Origin of the sequence: Halogeometricum sp. S1BR25-6 (genome assembly GCF_031624495.1) — an archaeon.
GTDB classification, from domain to species: domain Archaea; phylum Halobacteriota; class Halobacteria; order Halobacteriales; family Haloferacaceae; genus Halogeometricum; species Halogeometricum salsisoli.
The window spans coordinates 990,925-1,008,245 of record NZ_JAMQOP010000002.1 but is presented as its reverse complement, the minus strand read 5'-3'; the positions used below and the strand labels follow the sequence as shown (position 1 = coordinate 1,008,245).

Genomic DNA, 17,321 nt, shown 5'->3' with positions numbered 1-17,321 from the left:
TTAAGCTCGCCAGCGTGAACGCAAGTACTGGAGTGTGCGAACCTCTGGGAACACGTTCTCGCCGCCTCCCACTCATACTCAAACGCAGACGCGAACGATACTCAACTGCGGATTCATTCGCCCGCGCGGGACCGACCCGTGCGGGCGAGTTTCATTTCGAAAAGCGAAGAGCGACTGCCACGCCCGAGATACATCTGCCCGTCGTGGACTCGATAGCCGTGGAGAGCGGTTCGACGACTCGACCCGTCGTCGAGTCCGACCGCTCCCGCCCCGAATCCGGGGACTCAACCGGGGTGGTCCGTCCTCCGACACTCCAGACCGCTAGGCTTAAGCGCGCAACATCACTACACGAAACCGCGCCAAGGTGGCAGAGTTCGGCCTAACGCGTTCGCCTGCAGAGCGAATCTCCGCCGGTTCAAATCCGGCCCTTGGCTTCTCCCGGTTCCGCGTTTCTCTCACCCCGCGTTCGGTCGTGCAGTCCGATCCGCCTCGGAGCGACTGGTGCCGTTCCGTTCTCCCTACAACGCGTTTCTTCGTTGCCTCGCGCCACGACCCCGGCCACACTCGCCCGACGGAACCGATACGCTGCTTCGACGTGCGAACCACTATCGGTCTGACGAAACGGTAACCGTTATACGCCATCTATCCCTTGCTCGAATCATGCAACGACGCGCCGCGGCTATCTACGTCGCACTCTTCGTAGTCATCGGTGCGGCTTCCTACTCGCTTCTGGCGACGGCGGAGACGCCCGAGATAGAGTTCCAGAACCCCGAGTACGAACTCACGTCCGGTCAGACGTTCCAGGCCGGGTCGCAGACGTACAACGTGACCGGGATAACCGCAGAGATGGAGGGCGGCGGACACGGGAGCGCAGCGTCGCTCGCTCGGTCCGGCACCATCGAGTACACGAACCAGTCGGCCGACTACACCGCCTCGTGGGCGAACAACTCCACGGTGACCATCGACAACACGACGTGGATCGTCTTGGCCCCCGACGGCGAGAACGCCACCGAGTTCACCCTCCGCGAGGACGTCAACGAGACGGCGTTGCTCCAGCAGGACCAGAACGCCGAGGACGAGTTGGTGACGGTCAACGGAACCCAGCAGGTCGTCATCCAGGAGAACGGCACGCGGCGTCTCGTCCCGGCGAGCGAGTACTTCCCGGCCCCGCGTTCGCAGAACTACAGTCAGGGAGGGACCCTCAACTACCAGGGTAACCAGACGACCGTCACCACCGTCGGCGGCGGCGCGGTCGAAGTCTCTTGGACCGCTCCGCGGACGAACACCATCGAGGTGAGCGACCGCGGGAACGTGACGCTCGGCGACCAGACGTACCTCGCCTACTTCCCGAACAACGAGACGATGCAACTCACGAACAACTTCGAGAACTACAACGCGCAGAGCGAGCAGATCGAGACGTTCCACACCCACGAGAACGGCCTGTGGGGCATCAGCATCCTCTCGTTCCTGACCGCCTTCTTCCTCGTCGGCATGGCGTACATGCCGTCGCGGTACTGAACGTCGGCGCCCGTTTTTTGCGGTCGGTTCGGTTCGGTACTCCGCGGACGCCTCGCGTCGCCTGTGGTCAGTTCGGCGCGGGAACGGGGTTCGTCTCGGACCCGCCGTCCTCAGGGAGGTGATACAGTCGCTTTCGCGCGTCCTGCAGGTAGAGTCGTTCTTCGACGATGTCTTCGTCGCGGAGTCGGTCGAGCGCGTACCGGACGGTCCGCGTCGGCAGGAGCGAGTGGTCGGCCAACTGTCGCTGCGTCAGCGGACCGTCGTGCTCCAGCACCTTGTACACGAGCTTCGAACTCGGCGGCATCTCTTGGAGACCGTCGGGTACCTCGCCAGTCATATATCTCGTTCGAGGAGACGAACCACGCCAAGTGCTTCGGAGTTGTGCGCGGCGCCCGCACGACCTCGGGAGCGGCGTCGTCCCGTGGGTTCGCCGGCGGGTACAGATAGAAGAGGGCGGAGGGCGTACGGTTCGGCGTGTCCGACCGAACCGACGACGACGCGCGCCCGCACGACATCGACGACACGCCGACGGTCTCCTGTTCGCGGTGCGACCACGAGTGGAGCCTCGAGTACGAACTCGACGATTTGGAGGTCGGAAACCAGTCGTTCGAGCAGTTCGCCCTCGACCACATGCGCCACACCGGACACTTCCCCGACGGCGTCTCACCGTGGATGGTCGCCTGTCGGCGCTGTCCGGAAGGCGAGCGGTTCCTCTCGGAGGGGCCGGCCCGCCGGTGGGCCGAGACCCACGCGCGCCACGCCCGCCACGCGGTCGAAATCGAACACGAGGACGACGCAAGCGTCGTGACGCCGGAGTGAGCGAACGCCGACGCCGAGGCTGGCCGCTCGGCGAAGCGGCGGGTCGACCGGCGGCTATTCGGAGAGAGAGAAAAAGTCGGGCGGGGCCGCGCGCGCGGCCTCCCGGCGCGGGGAGACGGAGACACGTCAGTTCAGTCGATGTGGCCTTCGGCGCGGAGCTGCTCTGCGTCCTGCTCGCTGTAGCGCCACTCGATGTTGCCCTTCTCGTCCTGCCAGTCCCACGGTTCGACGAGGACGACGTCGCCCTCCTGAATCCACGTGCGGTACTTCATCCGACCGGGGATGCGGCCCATGCGCTCTTTGCCGTCCTGACAGCGCACGGTGACGTGGTTTCCGCCGTTGTGCTGTGTGACTACCGCGAACACTTCGTCGTCGTTGGGCATTCGGAGGTTCCGGCGCCCGCTGGATTCTTCGCTCATGTGTGTACTATAGAAGCGTCACGGGTTTAAGCCATTGGTGATGCGTGGTTCCGCGCCGCACGGCCTTCCGCGGCGCCCTCGTGCGGACGCCCGCGCCCTCACTCCGGAACGAACGCGCGGAACGTGTCGCGGTCGAGCGACTTCGCCTCGACTTCCGTGAGACCGACGCCGGTGAACACGTCGTTCCAATCGCGGTAGTAGAGCGGTACCTCGCCGTCGACGTAGTTGACCGTCGGTTCGTCGGCGCGTCCCTCCTCGGCAGTCTCCGCACGTTCGTCGTCCCCCTCGTTCTCCACGGTGACGAGCAACGACCCGGCGACGCGCGCGAGTTCGGCGAACGCCCAGTCCGACTCGGGGTGGAGGTGTTGGAGCGTCTCCACCGAGTAGACGACGTCGAAGGCGTCGTCGTCGAACTCGCGGACGACAGACTCGATGGCGTCGTGGTAGAACGTCCCCGCCGCCGAGAGTTCGGGGTACGTCTCCGCCATCACGTCGAACGCCTCCTCGTTTATCTCGACGCCCGCGACGTCCTCGTACCCCTCCTCGAACAGGTGCGCGAGGTGTCGGCCCGAACTACAGCCGAGTTCCAGAATCGAAGGGTCGGCCCCGGCGAACCGGTCGATGGCGTCCGCGAGCAATTCGCTCGTCTCGTTGGGGCCGTAGTAGGCGTAGTACTCCGGCGAGTACGCGCCGGAGCGCTCCGTCCACCGTCGGTGAACGTCGTTAGAATCCACTGCGTGACCGTTCGCGGGGGGCGGGTATAGTCCCGTCGTCCCGCGGGGACGACGCCGACGCCGGCGCGGAACCGACGGGCCGACTACAGTTCGTCCGCCCAGGGCCAGTCCTTCTCGGCGCCCCAGGGCCACGTCCCGGTCGCTTTCATCCCGACGTCGAAGTCGTCGTCGATGCAGGCGGCCCGTATCTCCGCGTCGTCGACGTGGTCCACCGTCACGTCCTCGCGCGCGAGTCGGGCGACGCCCGCGGCGCAGAGGATAGACATGTCGCGCAGGTCGCGCACGTCGAGTTTGTCCATGGTGTCGCTGTGCGTGTGACCCCACCCGCGGTCGTTTCCGTCCGAGGAGGAACGGCCCTGCGCGCCCGCGACGCCCCGTTGGACGAACGGCCAGTGGTCGCTGTGCGGCCGGAGTTGCGACTCCGTACGGACGGGAATCTCGTACTCGTCGCTGACGGCGTCGAACGCCTCGGATATCTCCTCGAAACCGTGGTCGTGAATCTCTAACTGCCGGGAGTAGCCCGCGCCGTCGACGTTGAGGACGCACTTCACCTCGTCTAAGTCGTGGGTGTGACTCCAGTAGTACGACCCGTACAGACCGGTCTCCTCGGCGCCGAAGACGACGAGTCGAACCTTCGTCTCCAACTCGTCGGCGACGCGCGCGAGCATCTTCCCGACTTCGACGACCATGGCGGTGCCGAACCCGTTGTCGTTCGCGGCGGTCCCGACGTCGTGGCCGTCGACGTGGGCGGTGAACAGCACCGTTTCGTCCGTGTCGGGGCCGACCGTCGCCTCGACGTTCCGGGAGGTGCCGCGGCCCGTCTCGCAGTCGACGGTCAGGTCGGCCTCGACGGCGCCGTCCTCGCAGTAGCGCTGGAGTCTCGCTCCGGCCTCCTTGCTCATACCGACGGCGGGAATCGGTCCGGGGCCGTTCAGGTCCCCGATGCTCCCCGTCGGCGGCAGCGACCCGTCGATGTGGTTGTAGAAGACGAACCCGGCGGCACCGGACTCGGCGGCGTAGCGGTACTTCTCCGAGCGGTGGACCCACCGGCCGTAGTCGTCGGGCGTGACGCTGGAGGCCATGGCGATGTCGCCGGTGAGGTCGACGTCCTCGAAGTCCTCCGGGAGGCCGTACCCCACGTCGACGAGTTCACCCGTCACGTCTCCCGACGGCGTCCCCGGCAACTCCACCAGTTCGTGCGACCGCGCGAACGTGGTCTCCCGGTCGCCGTGGGTGACGGTGAGAGCGGCCTCGCCGCGCCGCCACACGGGAATCGGGAACTCCGCGAACGTCACGTCGTCGAGGCCGACGTCTTCGAACGCCTCGGCCACGAGGTCCGCGCCGGTTCGTTCGCCCTCGTGTCCGGGCATCCGGTCGTTCAGGTCTTCGAGGTCGGCGATGAGGTCCCATCCGACCGTGCTTCGGTAGGTGTCGCCCACGACTGCGTCCGGTAACCGTGTCATCGTTTGGGGTGCAACATCTATTTTCAATAATCTTCCGATACAGTTGTCGGTTCTGTCATCTGGCGTCGGTATAATCAGACTCATGTTGAGTAAAGGTACGCATTCCGGCGTGGTTTTATCGAAAAATGCCACACCGCACCGACATATTCAACCAGCGTTGGAAAGAACTTTATACTGCCATTGATGATAGCCAATGACATGGCTGAAGATAGCGATCGGGTGAGGCGGCGGAGCTTCCTCAAAGCGGCGACGGCCGGTGGACTGGCTGGCATGACGGCGCTCGCCGGTTGTTCGGACCAAACCGGCGGCGGGACGAGCGAGGGCGAAGGCGGATCCGGCGGCGGTGGCGGGGGCGAGACGGAGGGGTCCGACACGGGGTCCGACTCGAGCGGGTCCGGTGAGAGCCTCCCGACGTACACGTACGTCAACAACTCCCAGAGTTACAACCCGCCGAGACACGACGCCATCAACCTCATCGCGAGCCAGTTCGGCGACCTCGGCCTCGACATGGAGGTCGACGTGCTCGAATGGGGGACGCTGTTCAGTCGGGTCTCCCAGGAGTACGACTACAGTTTCGCGACGTGGCACACGTTCTTCGTCTCCGAACCGGTGACGGAGCTGAACAACCTGTTCAACTCCAACAACACCGACCCGGGACAGGGGAACTACTCGGGGTACGAGAACCCCGAACTCGACGAGATGATGGGTAACTACCTGGCCGAACCCGATACGGAGACCCGTATCAACCAGGCCCACGAGATACAGAAGACGCTGATGGACGACGTGCCGACGATGCCCATCACGCAGATGCCGCAGGCGGCCATCTTCAACAGCAACCAGGTGTCGAACTGGCAGGCGGACCTCGCGAACGGGTTCAACTCCTACTGGACGATGATCAACCTAGAGATGGTCGGCGACAACACCGAACTGAAAGGCTACTGGCCCGAGACGCTCTCGACGATGAACGTGCTGGGGCACAACGACGAATCCAAGCACGTCTACCAGTTCAACATGCTGTACGACTTCCTGGTCCAACTCAACGACAACGCCGAACCGGACCCGGAGGTCAGCCTCGCCACCGACTGGAACCGCGTCGACGAGACGACCATGGAGTACACCATCCGGACGGACCACTCCTGGCACGACGGCGAGGACCTCACCGCGGAGGACGTGGCGTTCACGTACAACTACGTCACCGAGAACGAGGTGCCGCTGTACTCCACGCAGGCGCAGTACATCGAGAACGCGGAAGTCGTCGACGAGCAGACGGTCCGTATCAACATGTCCCAGCCGCTGGGGCCGTTCAACCTCGCGGTGGCGAACCTCGTCCCCATTATCCCCCAGCACAAGTGGGAGGGACGGAGCAACCCCGCGCAGGCGAACATCCAGGAACCGGTCGGCAGCGGTCCCATGATGTTCGACTACTGGGAGCAGGGCAGCGAGTTCGGGATGACGAAGTTCGACGAGCACTTCGCGCCCGTCAGCTTCGAGCGGCGCTTCTGGCGCATCATCCCCGAGGCGTCGACGGTGTGGGAGAACCTCATCAACGGCGACCTGAACTACGAGCCGTTCGGTCGCATCGACCGCTCGCTCGACCGGAACCAGGACAACGAGAGCATCGGCACGCGGTTCCAGACGGCGCCCACGTTCTGGATGTTCACGCCGAACGAGCGACAACAGGGTCTCGACGACGTGCAGATGCGGAAGGCGCTGGTCGAGACGCTCCCGCGGACCCCCATCGTCGAGCAGATTCTGTTCGGCTTCCCCGAGGAGGGGTACAACATCGTCTCCTCGGCGTTCGGTCCGCTCCACACCGAGGACGTGACCACCTACGAGCAGAGTCCGGAAGCCGCGCGGAGTCGCCTCGAAGAGGCCGGTTACACGTGGAACGACGACGACATGCTCCAAGCACCGAGCGGTAACTAACCCACACGCCGAGCGCCGGCGAACCGACCCCGGCGCGGATTTCACGTAACCAACGGAAACATATCAATACACAATCATGGGAAAAGCGAGCTTTGTTGTCAGGCGCACGCTCCAACTCGTCGTGACCCTCTGGGCCGTCGGAACGGTGCTGTTCGGACTCTTCCGACTCATGCCCGGTGACCCCACCTCCTACGTCGTCTCCTCGCAGATGACCCAGGAGGCGCGGCGACAGATCATCGCGAGCTACGGGCTCAACGAACCGCTGCACATCCAGTACATCAAATTCCTCGAGAACCTGGTCGTGCTGAACTTCGGGCAGTCGTTCCACTCGAACCAACCGGTCACGGAGGTCATCGCCACCTACCTGCCGAACACGCTGGTGCTCATGCTGACGGCGTTCGTCGCGGCCTACGCCATCGGCATCACCCTCGGCGTGCTCTCGGGGTGGTATCGCGGGTCGCGCTTCGAGCGAAGCACCGTCATCACCGCGCTGACCGCCCGGAGCGTCCCGACGTTCTACGTCGGACTCATCGTGCTGTGGATATTCGGCGCCGAACTGGGCGTCATCCCGATGAGCGGTATGACCAGCCTCGGCACGCAGAACGCCGGGTTCTGGGCGATGGTGTTCTCGGTCGACTTCCTGCACCACCTGCTCGCTCCGGCCTTGGTGCTCGGCTTCTACTTCATGGGCTATCCGCTGCTCATCATGCGCTCCAGCATGCTTGAGGTGCTCTCGGAGGACTTCATCGACGTCTGCCGCGCGAAGGGACTCACCGAGCGGACGATCATGTTCAAACACGCCGCGCGGAACGCGATGCTTCCGGTCGTCACGGCGGCGGCCATCGCCCTCGGCTACGCCGTCGGCGGCAGCGTCCTCATCGAGACGGTGTTCGCGTGGCCCGGTATCGGTCGGGAGATGGTGCGAGCGGTTCTCCGGCGAGACTTCCCCGTCGCGCAGGGGACGTTCATCGTCCTCGCCGCGACCATCATCATCCTGAACTTCGTCGCGGACCTCGCGTACGGCTACCTCGACCCGCGGGTCACGTACGACTAGACCAATGGCACAAGAAGAACAAACCGGTCGGTCGATATTCACCGACCTCGACGACAGTTCGTCCAGCGAGCAGGTCGACAAGTGGCAGCGGACGGCCCGCCTCTGGAAGGAGACGCTGATAGAGCAGTGGAAGATGCTGACGGACGAACTCTCGGTCAAGCTTTCGTTGTTCGTCGTGGCCGCGTTCGTCCTCATCGCCATCTTCGCCCCCTTTATCGCCCCGTACCCGCCGCTCCAACGGCAGTACCAGGGCGACGACGGGATACTCATCGAGAAGTGGGCGGAGCCGTCGCTGCTCGGCGGCGACAGCGGCTACCTCCTCGGAACGACGGCCGAGGGCTTCGACATCTTCAGCCAACTCGTCTACGGAACGCGCGCGGCGCTGATGGTCGGCCTCATCGCGGCGGTGTTCACCGCCGGTATCGGGACGCTCGTCGGCCTCGTCGCCGGCTACTACGGCGGGAAAGTGGACGACGCGCTGATGCGCCTCGTCGACTTCCTGTACGGGATGCCGCTGTTGCCGACGGTCATCGTCCTCGTGGCGGTGTTGGGACCGAACCTCTGGAACATCATCCTCGCGCTCATCATCCTCCAGTGGCGCTCGACGGCCCGCGTCATCCGGTCGCAGGCGCTGTCGCTCCGCGAGCGACCGTTCGTGAAGGCCGCGGAGGTGGCCGGCGCGGGCGACTGGCACATCATCAGCCGCCACCTCGCGCCGAACGTCCTCCCGATGACGTTCCTGTACGGGTCGTTCGGTATCGCGTGGGCCATCCTCGCGGAGGCCGGCGTCTCGTTCATCGGACTCGGCGACCCGAACACCGTCTCGTGGGGCACGATGCTGCAGGCCTCGCGGGCGTACTCCGCGCTCCAGTTCGGGGCGTGGTGGTGGTTCGTCCCGCCGGGCATCTGCATCGGCCTGCTGGTCATCAGCGGCTTCCTCATCGGCCGCGGCTACGAAGAAATCACGAACCCCAAGCTACAATGAGTCTACTCGAAGTCGAAGACCTCGAAGTGTACTACGAGACCGAAGACGGACCGGCGCAGGCCGTCGACGGCGTCTCCTTCGAACTGGAGGAAGGCGAGAACCTCGGCATCGTGGGCGAGTCCGGGTGCGGGAAGACGACGCTCGCGAAGTCCATCATCGGCATCCTCCCCGACGCCGGCTACGTCAACGGCGGCGAGATTCGGTTCAAGGGTGACGACCTCACCGGAATGACCGGCAAACAGCGCCGCCGCATGAAGTGGGAGGAGATATCCATGGTCGCCCAGTCGGCGATGAACTCGCTGGACCCCGTCTACACCATCCGCGAGCAGATCGTCGAAGCCATCGAGACCCACCGACCGGGTACCGGTCGGACGGAGTCGACCGAAATCGTCACTGAAATGTTCGAACTCGTCGGGTTGGACCCCGACCGCGCCGACGACTACCCCCACCAGTTCTCCGGCGGGATGCGTCAGCGCGCGATGATAGCGATGGCGCTGGCGCTGGAACCGTCGCTCATCCTCGCGGACGAACCGACGACGGCGCTGGATGTCATCATGCAGGACCAGATTCTCAAGCGCATGGGGAAGATTCAGGACGAGGTCAACTCCTCGATGCTGGTCATCACCCACGACGTGAGCGTCGTCGCCGAGACGTGCGACCGCGTCCTCGTGATGTACGCGGGCAAGGTCGCAGAGGAGGGGCCGGTCGAGGAGATATTCGGTCAGCCCTACCACCCCTACACCATCGGGCTGAAGCGCGCGTTCCCGAACATCCGCAAGCCCACGCAGGACCTCCTCTCCATCAAGGGCTACCCGCCTGAACTCATCGACCCGCCCACGGGCTGTCGGTTCGCCGAACGGTGCCCGATGGCGACCGACCGCTGCCGCGAGGAGGAACCCGAGGCCCACCAGATGAACAACCTCCGGTCGTACTGCCACTACGCCGAGGACATCGACACCGAACTGCGGCCGTACGCCGACAACCCGGAGACGTGGAGTCAGACCGCCGCGGCCCGCAAGGCCGAGACGGGCGACGTCGGGGGTGACTGAGATGAGCGACAGAGCGCTCCTCGAAGTCGAGAACCTGAAGAAGCACTTCAAGGTGAACCAGGGCTGGATCGCCAGCCTGATGCAGTCGGTCTCCGGCGACGACCCCGACTACGTCCACGCCGTCGACGGCGTCTCCTTCGAACTCCGCGAGGGCGAGACGCTCGGTCTGGCGGGTGAGTCCGGGTGCGGGAAGACCACCACGGGGATGTCGCTCGTGAAACTGCACGACCCGACCAGCGGCGACATCGTCTACAACGACAAACGGCTTTCGGAGGCCAGCGAGGCCGAACTCAAGGAGTTCCGGCAGAACGCCCAGATGATCTTCCAGGACCCCTTCGAGAGTCTCAACCCGCGGATGACGGTGTACGACACCGTCGCCGAACCGCTCCGCATCCACAACATCCGCAACGAGACGGCGCGGGTCCAGCGCGCCCTGGAGTTCGCCGAACTCCTCCCCGCCGAGCAGTACTTCGACCAGTACCCGCACGAACTCTCGGGCGGACAGCGCCAACGGGTCGCCATCGCGCGCGCACTCGTCCTCGACCCTGATTTCATCGTCGCGGACGAACCCGTCTCGATGCTCGACGTGAGTCTCCGGGCGGGCGTGCTGTCGCTGCTCGACCGCATGACCGACGAGTTCGGCCTGTCGGTCGTCTACATCAGCCACGACCTCTCGCTCCTCAGACACATGTGCGACCGCCTCGCAATCATGTACATGGGGAAAATCGTCGAGAAGGGGCCGACCGACCAGATAATCGAGAACCCCCAACACCCCTACACGCAGGCGCTCATCAACGCCGTTCCCGTCCCCGACCCGGAGGTGGGCCGCGAACGCGTCGAACTGCGGGGCGAGGTGGGCGACGTGATCGAGATTCCGAGCGGCTGTCGGTTCAAATCGCGGTGTCCGGACTACATCGGCGACGTCTGCGACCAGGTCGTCCCGCCGTTAGAACAGAAGACGGACGCCGGCGTCGACCAGGATATCGCCTGCCACCTCTACGAGAGCGCCGAGGGGTACGACCCGTACGCCGAACTGACCGAGTCCCCGAGCGACGACTCCGCCGGCGGCGACGCCTCGGCCCCGGCGGACGACTGAGGCGAGGCGTCGTCGCCGGGTCGCTCGACCGCTTCCCGACCGCTTTCCGACCGCGAGCACTCTCAGCTCTCCGTTTCTCCCACCGTCCCGCGTTCGACGAGGAACCGCTCGGTCCCCCGTTCGACGAGGACGGGGAACCGCTGAGCGAGGGCCAACCCGGCCCTCGTCACCCAATCGGTGTAGATGACGGGGCGAGTCGATTCGATCTGATCGGCCAGTCTCCGTCCCACGTACGCGGGGTCGCTCATCTGCGATTCCGGATACCCCAGCGCTTTCGCCGACCGCGTCGACGCCAGCCGGGGGTGCATAATCGTACACGACACGCTCTCGTTCCGCAGTTCGAGCCGCAGTGAGCGAGTGAACGATTCGACGGCGCCTTTGGTCGAGGCGTACGCCGAGAGACCGGGGTTGCCCACCCGGCCGACGCCGGAACTCACGTTGTGGACGACGCCGCCGCCCCGCGCCCGCATGTGCGGGAGGACGGCGCGAACCGTCCGCAGGTACCCGAAGTAGTTGACCTCGAACGCGCGCCTCGCATCCGCGAGCGTCTGGTCCTCGAAGAACCCGAAGTTCAGCACCGCGGCGTTGTTCACGAGGATGTCGATTCGCCCCCACTCGTCGACGACGCCGGCGACCGCCGCCTCGACGTCCTCGTCGACCGTCACGTCGCACTCGTAGTACCGCACGTTCGCGGGATGCGCCTCGTGGAGCGACTCGATGGCGTCCCCCTGAATATCGAACCCGGCGACGCGGTAGCCCTCCTCGACGAGAGCGGCGAGGATGTGGTAGCCGATTCCCTCGTTCGCACCGGTGACGACGACGACCCGCGTGTCCACGGACAACTGCATACCCGCTCGTACGTCGGGACGGACGATGAACTCGCTCCTCGACACGGTCCCGGCGGCGACCGTGACGCGCCGGTCAGATATCCCCGTCGCGGACGACCGCTACGCCTCCGTTTTCAGCGTCGCTTCGAGCTGAACGCCCGGCGCCGTCACCGCGAACGGCAGGTGCGATTTGTGCTTCTCGCAGACGCCCGTGACCGTCTCGCGGGCGGCGCCGAACGCCGAGAGCGTGCGGAGCACGCCGGGGTCGTAGTCGAGCGAGAGGCCTTCGACGCGGCCGGCGCGTTCGCCGTCTTCGAGGCGGTAGCCCTCCGCGACGGGGAACTCCGCCGACCCGCAGTCGGGGCGCTCCTCCGTCTTGCGGTCGATGTCCTTCGCGTACAGCACGCTCGCCGGGAAGACGCCGGCGCGCTGGACCCGTTCGAACTCGTCGCGGAACCACGGCTCCCCGAACCGTTCGACGTAGACGTCGGCGTCCGCGCGGAGGGTCTCCTCGTCCGCCTCCCCGGCGGCGACGTCGAGGTGCCGCGCGTGGATGCGCGGCGGTTGACCGTACCCGAGGCTGGGGACGGCGCTGCCCGCCGGGTGTGCCCCCTCCTCGGCGGCGCTCGCCGTGTTGTGGAGGAGTCGCTCCACCTCGCCGTCGGAGACGAGTCGCACCGGCGTGGTCGGCCGGACCTCCGAATCGTAGGCGCGCGCGGCCCACGACCCGGCGCGGACGCCGTCCTCGATATCTAGCCCGTCGGGGGCGATTCGGTCGCCGACGGCGTAGGGACTCATCCCCATGTAGCCGGTGTCGGCTTCGAGGTAGTGCGAGACGAAGTGAAACAGTTGCCCGGCGGCCCGCGGACTCAGCGCGACGCTCGTCTCGCCGGTCGGCGCGTCGGCGACGCTCGCCGTCGAGAGCGCCCGCGCGTCCGCGGCGGCCGACTCGAACACGTCGGGGAGTTCGTCGAGGAACGCCGCGCCCTCCGTCGACCCGGCGTGGCGGCGCACCTTCGGCCCGTCTTCGAGGTGGAGGCTGCACGTCACCTGCGCGCGGTCGAGCGTCGTCCGCACCGTGCTTCCGGTGGTGTTCCCCACCGTCTCCTCGACGTGCGCGTCGGCGTAGTTGACCCAGACGCGCCGGAGGTCCAAGTCGTCGGCCGCCGCGAGGCCGTCCTCCACGGCGGCGACCTTCTCGTCGACGTCGACGGCCCCGATGGACTCGTCGGCCCACCCGTCGTGCACCGCCCGGTGGGTGGTGTGCGCGTCGAACCTCGCGGGGTCGGACTGCGCGAGCATCTGCCCGCCCCGGACCGCGCGTTCGGCCTCGTCTTCGAGGCTCTCCTCGTCGAGGCTGGTCGTGTAGCGGTAGTCCGCGGCGCCGTCGGCGAACGTGCGGAGCCACACCCCGCTCTCGACGAAGGAGACGCGCTCGCGGGGGCCCTCGTGGGTCACCACCGCGTCCGTCTTCTCCGCGTAGACGCCGCCGACTTCGGCGTAGGCGACCGCCTCGTCCTCTTCGAACCGCGACAACAGCCAGTCCATTGCGTCCAACGCGTCTTCGCGCTCGTCCGTCATCGATGCGTGGTAGGAAAGCACCCCACATGAATCCCCGAGAGGCGGGTGTCCCGCCGCGGGCAATCGCCGCCGGCTATCGTCGTCGTTCGCTCGACCGTCGTCGACCGTCGCGCTCGGACCGCCGTCCGATCACCCGGACCGCTCGTACAGCAACGGTTCGCCGTCGGGCACCGCCAAATCGAGGAGCGGGTCGTTCTCGTAGACGGCGGCGCCCTCGTGCAGACTGAGAACGTACCCCGAGCGTTCGGTGGCCACGGTCGATTTCCTCTCCCCGTGCGGCGTGCGGACGTCCGCGACGACGTCCCCCGAGTCGACCCACTCGCCCTCGCGCACTCGGTAGCGGACGAGGCCGGCGGCGTCCGCGTGGGGGTGAACGAGTCGTTTCAGGTCGCCCTCGGCGGACAACTTGAACGCCGGGGACCGGTCCTCGGGGACGTCGTCGAGCATCCCGAGCGTCGAGCAGACGCCGAACAGACCGGCGACGGCGGCCTCGCGGGCGTCCCGTTCGACGACGAACCGCCCGCCGAGTTCCGGGGTGAACGCGGGGATGCCGTCCGCGACGGCCGCGCCGGTGAGGGTGTGCGCGAGCGCTCGACGCTCCGTCTCCGCGCGGCCGAACTGGTTGACGACGGGGAGGCCGAACGCGTCGGCGAGTTCGACCACGCGGTCGCGGAGCGACGCCGCCGCCGCCTCCTCGCGGTGCGCGCCGTACCCGACGCGCGGTCGAATCGTGTAGGGGTGCGTGGCGACCCAGGAGGTGTGCAGCGAGACGACGACGTCGGCGTCGGCCCGTATCTCCTCGTACAGACGCTCGCAGATGACCTGCTGGACGCGCGGCGGCGTCCCACCGTCGCCTCCGCCGCTCCCACCTTCGCTCTCTCCTTCGCGGCCGACTCCGAACAGGCGGTTCGGGTCGTCGCCGTGGTAGTAGGATGTTCGACTGTTCGTCCGGACGCCGGCGGGGTTCGTGACGGGGACGCAGACGAGGGTTCCGCGGAGCGGTTTCGCTCGGTCGCGGACGCGGTCCAGAAACTCGTGTATCGCGGCCGTCCCCGTCGGTTCGTCGCCGTGGATGGCCCCGGTCGCCCACGCGGTCGGCCCCGGTTCCTCCCCCTCGACGACGACGACGGGAAGCCGTTCGTCCCCGCCCGTCGGTAACTCGGCGACGGACAGGTGTCCTCTCGATATTTCTCCGGGTTCGGACTCCGCCGTTCCGACCTTCATGCGACTCTCGACGCCGCGACGCGGTCTCCGCTCTCGTGCATGCGGAAAGCTACCGAACCGCGCGGTATGAAACTCCCGGAGACGGGCGGCCCCGCGGAGACGTCGGGTCGGGCGTCCGATTCGCGCGGGTCGTCGTGGGCGCTACCGCCGTCGCTCGCGTCGCTCCCGTTGCTCCTCCGCCTCCGCCTCGTAGGATTCTGCGACGACGGTGTCGTGCATCTTCCGTCGGTACTCCCAGACGCCGGCCGCGAGGACGAGGACGGCGAGGACGGCGCCTCGCAGGGGCGTCCCCGCAAGCGCGAAGTAGGCGAACGCGGCGACGGCGAAGGCGACGGAGAGACCGAGTCCGAGCGTGGTCCACCCGCGTCGTCGGTCCCGAGAGCGGGAATCCGGCATAGTGACTCTATCGACCGCCCCGATAGGAAGCTTCTGCGGTCGGCGGGTCTCCGCCCGCACCGCGTTCGCGACTCCGCGCGACGGCGCCGGCCGCCGAGACGGTCACGGGCGTCCGGTCGCCGGACTCACGCGGCGTCTCCGCCCGGCGCCATCCCGTACGGTCCGCCCCGGACGTGGCTCTCCGCGAGGAGGACGTACATCGCTTGGCTCCACTGGAGGTTACAGTTCCAGCGCACGGCGCCGTCGCCGCGGACCTGTTCGGGCAGGAGACCGGTCGCGGACGTCCACGTCGGCGCGTCCTCGAAGACGTACTCGCGGAGGGCCGCTTCGTCGCCGTCGCCGTCACCGTCGAGCCACCGAACCACGTCGGCGAACGCCTCGCAGAGGGGCCACCCGCCGTCCTCGACGCTCCCCGACGGGGTGAAGTCGTCCTCGGGGTAGCGGCCGACGCAGGCGGCGTCGTCGGCGCACCACGCCGGGTCCGTCGCCAGTTCGACCGTCGAGCGCATCGTCTCGCTGTCGGCGTCGACGACGTTCCACGGCCACGTCGCCATGAACGCCGCCGCGTCCGGCCGTTCGTCCGGCGCCACATCGTCGTCGTCGCGTTCGGGGCTGTCGGCGGTGACGTAGTGGTCGCCGAGGTAGGCGTCCTCGCGGAAGCAGTAGCCGTCGAAGTTCCCGGCCCACGTCGCCGCCGTCTCGCGGCAGTCGTCGGCGAACTCGTCGTCGCCGCGCGCCTCGGCCAGTTCGGCCATGGCGCGCAGACCGGCGATGGACGCGGCGCTCCCTTCCGTCGAGTGACCCCACACCTCCTCCCAGGGGTCTTGGGACTTGCCGGGGAAGCCATCGCCGTTGTCGTAGTCGAGGAGGAACTCCGCGGCCGCCCTGCTCATCTCGTAGTGCTCGTCGAGGACGTCCTCGTCTTCGTCCGCCTCCTCCCAGACCAACCAGTGGGCGTAGATGGGTCCGCCGACCTGGTCGAGTTGGAGCGCCGTCCAGTTCGGTTCGCCGTCCGAGCGGTAGTTCTGCCACCACGTCCCCTCGCGGGGGATGTCCCTGTCGTCGACGACGCCCTCGGTAATCTGCTTGTCGTCGAGCCACGAGAGCGCCCGCCGCGCCTCATCGACGGCGTCGCCGGCGAGCATCGCGGCGACGATGAACACCTGGTCGCGCGGCCAGACGAAGCGATACCCCTGGTCCTCGGGTTCGAACGCGCCGGCGATGGTGCCGCCGCTCGGGTCTTGGGCGCACTTGAGGCTCGTGAGCGACCGCTCGTACATCGCGTTCGCGCCGTCGTCGTCCGTCGGGCCGTCGGAGACGCCCTCGTGCCACGTCTCCCACGCGTCGGCGAACGCCTCCCGTTCGGCCTCGTAGCCGCGGTCCAGCGCCGACGTGACGGCGTCGAGAGCGTCGTCCTCGCTGTGACCGAAGCCGACGGCCGTCGTCCACGTCGCCGCCTCGTCGTCGTCGACGTAGAGGCCGAACCCGATATCGAGAGACCCTCCCATCTCGTCGTTCGAGTCGATGTAGCCGTCGTTCTCCCGGTAGATGTCGTGCCACGCGCTCTTGGTCTCGCTCTCGGTCTCGCCGAGCAGTCCCATGCGACGGCCGTCGAAGGAGCGCTGTCCCGTCTCCGCCCGGCGGAGGGCGACGGCGAAGTAGCGCTCGCCGTCGTGGGAGACGACGCACTCGTACTCGCCGGCCTCGCCCTCGGCCGTCGTCGCGTACGCCTCGTCGCCCTCCGACTCCTCGCCGCCGTCCTGAATCGAGGAGTTCAGTACGGAGAATATGGTTCGCTCGCCGGCCTCGGAGAAGGAGACGCTGTTTCGGACGAGGAGCGCGGGCCGGTCGACCGAGACGAGAACGTCCTGCGAGAGCGACGCCTCCGCCCCGTCCTCGAAGGCGAACTCGTTGGTCAGGTGCGCCTCGGGGACGCGCGGCGACTCGTAGGCGACGTCGCTGTCGACGGCGTCCTCGCGCACGTCGAGGGTCTGCTCTCTGTCGGCGTCCCACAGGAGCGTGTGGAAGTCGCCGAACTGCTCGACGTCGGCGCGGAACGCGGACGTGTCCTCGATGAGCGCGCCGCGCCAGTCCTCGTCGACGGCGTTCGATGGGTACTGATTCACGGTCGTCAGCACGTACCCGCCGTCCTCGCGGGGCGAACTGAGCAACCCGTCTTTGTCACTCGGGGGATGAAGCCCGTCCATGAGTACGCCGAAGTAATTGTCCG

General features: G+C 66.9%; 16 protein-coding genes and 1 tRNA gene. 8 read left to right on the top strand and 9 right to left on the bottom strand.

The window, feature by feature from the left end:
- Positions 1–358: 358 nt before the first annotated feature.
- Positions 359–434: transfer RNA gene (locus tag NDI76_RS15240), tRNA-Cys, on the top strand.
- A gap of 226 nt (positions 435–660) precedes the next feature.
- Positions 661–1,518, top strand: a complete 858-nt coding sequence (locus tag NDI76_RS15235) for a hypothetical protein (RefSeq protein ID WP_310924939.1) — start codon at positions 661–663, stop codon at positions 1,516–1,518.
- A gap of 67 nt (positions 1,519–1,585) precedes the next feature.
- Here the strand turns inward: NDI76_RS15235 and NDI76_RS15230 are convergent, their stop codons facing one another.
- Positions 1,586–1,855, bottom strand: coding sequence for a winged helix-turn-helix domain-containing protein (locus NDI76_RS15230; protein ID WP_310924938.1), 270 nt, complete (start codon positions 1,853–1,855; stop codon positions 1,586–1,588).
- Positions 1,856–1,992: 137 nt separating this feature from the next.
- Here NDI76_RS15230 and NDI76_RS15225 point away from each other — a divergent pair, with 137 nt between their 5' ends.
- Positions 1,993–2,337 carry a DUF8062 family protein gene (locus NDI76_RS15225; protein ID WP_310924937.1) on the top strand — a complete coding sequence of 115 codons (345 nt, stop codon included), beginning with the start codon at positions 1,993–1,995 and terminating at the stop codon, positions 2,335–2,337.
- A 131-nt stretch (positions 2,338–2,468) separates the two neighbouring features.
- On the opposite strand, the gene eif1A is transcribed toward NDI76_RS15225, so the two are convergent.
- From eif1A to NDI76_RS15210, 3 genes are all read right to left on the bottom strand, one after another.
- Positions 2,469–2,756 (bottom strand): translation initiation factor eIF-1A, encoded by a 288-nt coding sequence (eif1A, locus tag NDI76_RS15220; RefSeq protein WP_310924936.1) that lies wholly within the window; start codon positions 2,754–2,756, stop codon positions 2,469–2,471.
- Positions 2,757–2,854: 98 nt separating this feature from the next.
- Positions 2,855–3,490 carry a class I SAM-dependent methyltransferase gene (locus NDI76_RS15215; protein ID WP_310924935.1) on the bottom strand — a complete coding sequence of 212 codons (636 nt, stop codon included), beginning with the start codon at positions 3,488–3,490 and terminating at the stop codon, positions 2,855–2,857.
- 83 nt (positions 3,491–3,573) lie between these two features.
- Positions 3,574–4,953 carry a M28 family peptidase gene (locus NDI76_RS15210; protein ID WP_310924934.1) on the bottom strand — a complete coding sequence of 460 codons (1,380 nt, stop codon included), beginning with the start codon at positions 4,951–4,953 and terminating at the stop codon, positions 3,574–3,576.
- 198 nt (positions 4,954–5,151) lie between these two features.
- Between NDI76_RS15210 and NDI76_RS15205 the strand changes: the two genes are divergently transcribed.
- The 5 genes from NDI76_RS15205 to NDI76_RS15185 all read left to right on the top strand — a co-directional run bounded on the left by NDI76_RS15205 (position 5,152) and on the right by NDI76_RS15185 (position 11,063).
- Complete coding sequence (locus NDI76_RS15205) at positions 5,152–6,879, top strand: ABC transporter substrate-binding protein (protein WP_310924933.1); 1,728 nt, start codon at positions 5,152–5,154, stop codon at positions 6,877–6,879.
- A 76-nt stretch (positions 6,880–6,955) separates the two neighbouring features.
- Positions 6,956–7,933, top strand: coding sequence for an ABC transporter permease (locus NDI76_RS15200; RefSeq protein WP_310924932.1), 978 nt, complete (start codon positions 6,956–6,958; stop codon positions 7,931–7,933).
- 4 nt (positions 7,934–7,937) lie between these two features.
- Positions 7,938–8,918 carry an ABC transporter permease gene (locus NDI76_RS15195; protein WP_310924931.1) on the top strand — a complete coding sequence of 327 codons (981 nt, stop codon included), beginning with the start codon at positions 7,938–7,940 and terminating at the stop codon, positions 8,916–8,918.
- Positions 8,915–9,967, top strand: coding sequence for an ABC transporter ATP-binding protein (locus tag NDI76_RS15190; RefSeq protein ID WP_310924930.1), 1,053 nt, complete (start codon positions 8,915–8,917; stop codon positions 9,965–9,967). Before NDI76_RS15195 ends, NDI76_RS15190 begins: the two co-directional genes overlap by 4 nt.
- A 1-nt stretch (position 9,968) precedes the next feature.
- Positions 9,969–11,063, top strand: coding sequence for an ABC transporter ATP-binding protein (locus tag NDI76_RS15185; RefSeq protein WP_310924929.1), 1,095 nt, complete (start codon positions 9,969–9,971; stop codon positions 11,061–11,063).
- Positions 11,064–11,125: 62 nt separating this feature from the next.
- Here NDI76_RS15185 and NDI76_RS15180 read toward each other — a convergent pair whose 3' ends face one another.
- The 5 genes from NDI76_RS15180 to NDI76_RS15160 form a co-directional block, all read right to left on the bottom strand.
- Positions 11,126–11,911: an SDR family NAD(P)-dependent oxidoreductase gene (locus NDI76_RS15180; protein WP_310924928.1), complete on the bottom strand. Its 786-nt coding sequence runs from the start codon at positions 11,909–11,911 to the stop codon at positions 11,126–11,128.
- 99 nt (positions 11,912–12,010) lie between these two features.
- Positions 12,011–13,471, bottom strand: a complete 1,461-nt coding sequence (locus NDI76_RS15175; RefSeq protein ID WP_310924927.1) for a metallopeptidase TldD-related protein — start codon at positions 13,469–13,471, stop codon at positions 12,011–12,013.
- Between the two features lie 129 nt (positions 13,472–13,600).
- Positions 13,601–14,695 (bottom strand): succinylglutamate desuccinylase/aspartoacylase family protein, encoded by a 1,095-nt coding sequence (locus NDI76_RS15170; RefSeq protein WP_310924926.1) that lies wholly within the window; start codon positions 14,693–14,695, stop codon positions 13,601–13,603.
- Positions 14,696–14,836: 141 nt separating this feature from the next.
- Positions 14,837–15,091, bottom strand: coding sequence for a hypothetical protein (locus tag NDI76_RS15165; RefSeq protein ID WP_310924925.1), 255 nt, complete (start codon positions 15,089–15,091; stop codon positions 14,837–14,839).
- A 125-nt stretch (positions 15,092–15,216) separates the two neighbouring features.
- The gene (locus NDI76_RS15160; RefSeq protein ID WP_310924924.1) at positions 15,217–17,298 is read right to left on the bottom strand and encodes a glycoside hydrolase family 15 protein; all 2,082 of its coding nucleotides are present in this window, start codon (positions 17,296–17,298) and stop codon (positions 15,217–15,219) included.
- Positions 17,299–17,321: the final 23 nt, after the last annotated feature.

Bases quoted from the DNA above. Each gene is read 5' to 3' on its own strand.
- NDI76_RS15205 (WP_310924933.1), top strand. From the start codon at position 5,152: ATGGCTGAAGATAGCGATCGGGTGAGGCGGCGGAGCTTCCTCAAAGCG.
- NDI76_RS15230 (WP_310924938.1), bottom strand. From the start codon at position 1,855: ATGACTGGCGAGGTACCCGACGGTCTCCAAGAGATGCCGCCGAGTTCG.
- NDI76_RS15175 (WP_310924927.1), bottom strand. From the start codon at position 13,471: ATGACGGACGAGCGCGAAGACGCGTTGGACGCAATGGACTGGCTGTTG.
- NDI76_RS15235 (WP_310924939.1), top strand. From the start codon at position 661: ATGCAACGACGCGCCGCGGCTATCTACGTCGCACTCTTCGTAGTCATC.
- NDI76_RS15210 (WP_310924934.1), bottom strand. From the start codon at position 4,953: ATGACACGGTTACCGGACGCAGTCGTGGGCGACACCTACCGAAGCACG.
- NDI76_RS15190 (WP_310924930.1), top strand. From the start codon at position 8,915: ATGAGTCTACTCGAAGTCGAAGACCTCGAAGTGTACTACGAGACCGAA.
- NDI76_RS15165 (WP_310924925.1), bottom strand. From the start codon at position 15,091: ATGCCGGATTCCCGCTCTCGGGACCGACGACGCGGGTGGACCACGCTC.
- eif1A (WP_310924936.1), bottom strand. From the start codon at position 2,756: ATGAGCGAAGAATCCAGCGGGCGCCGGAACCTCCGAATGCCCAACGAC.
- NDI76_RS15160 (WP_310924924.1), bottom strand. From the start codon at position 17,298: ATGGACGGGCTTCATCCCCCGAGTGACAAAGACGGGTTGCTCAGTTCG.
- NDI76_RS15170 (WP_310924926.1), bottom strand. From the start codon at position 14,695: ATGAAGGTCGGAACGGCGGAGTCCGAACCCGGAGAAATATCGAGAGGA.
- NDI76_RS15180 (WP_310924928.1), bottom strand. From the start codon at position 11,911: ATGCAGTTGTCCGTGGACACGCGGGTCGTCGTCGTCACCGGTGCGAAC.
- NDI76_RS15195 (WP_310924931.1), top strand. From the start codon at position 7,938: ATGGCACAAGAAGAACAAACCGGTCGGTCGATATTCACCGACCTCGAC.
- NDI76_RS15185 (WP_310924929.1), top strand. From the start codon at position 9,969: ATGAGCGACAGAGCGCTCCTCGAAGTCGAGAACCTGAAGAAGCACTTC.
- NDI76_RS15200 (WP_310924932.1), top strand. From the start codon at position 6,956: ATGGGAAAAGCGAGCTTTGTTGTCAGGCGCACGCTCCAACTCGTCGTG.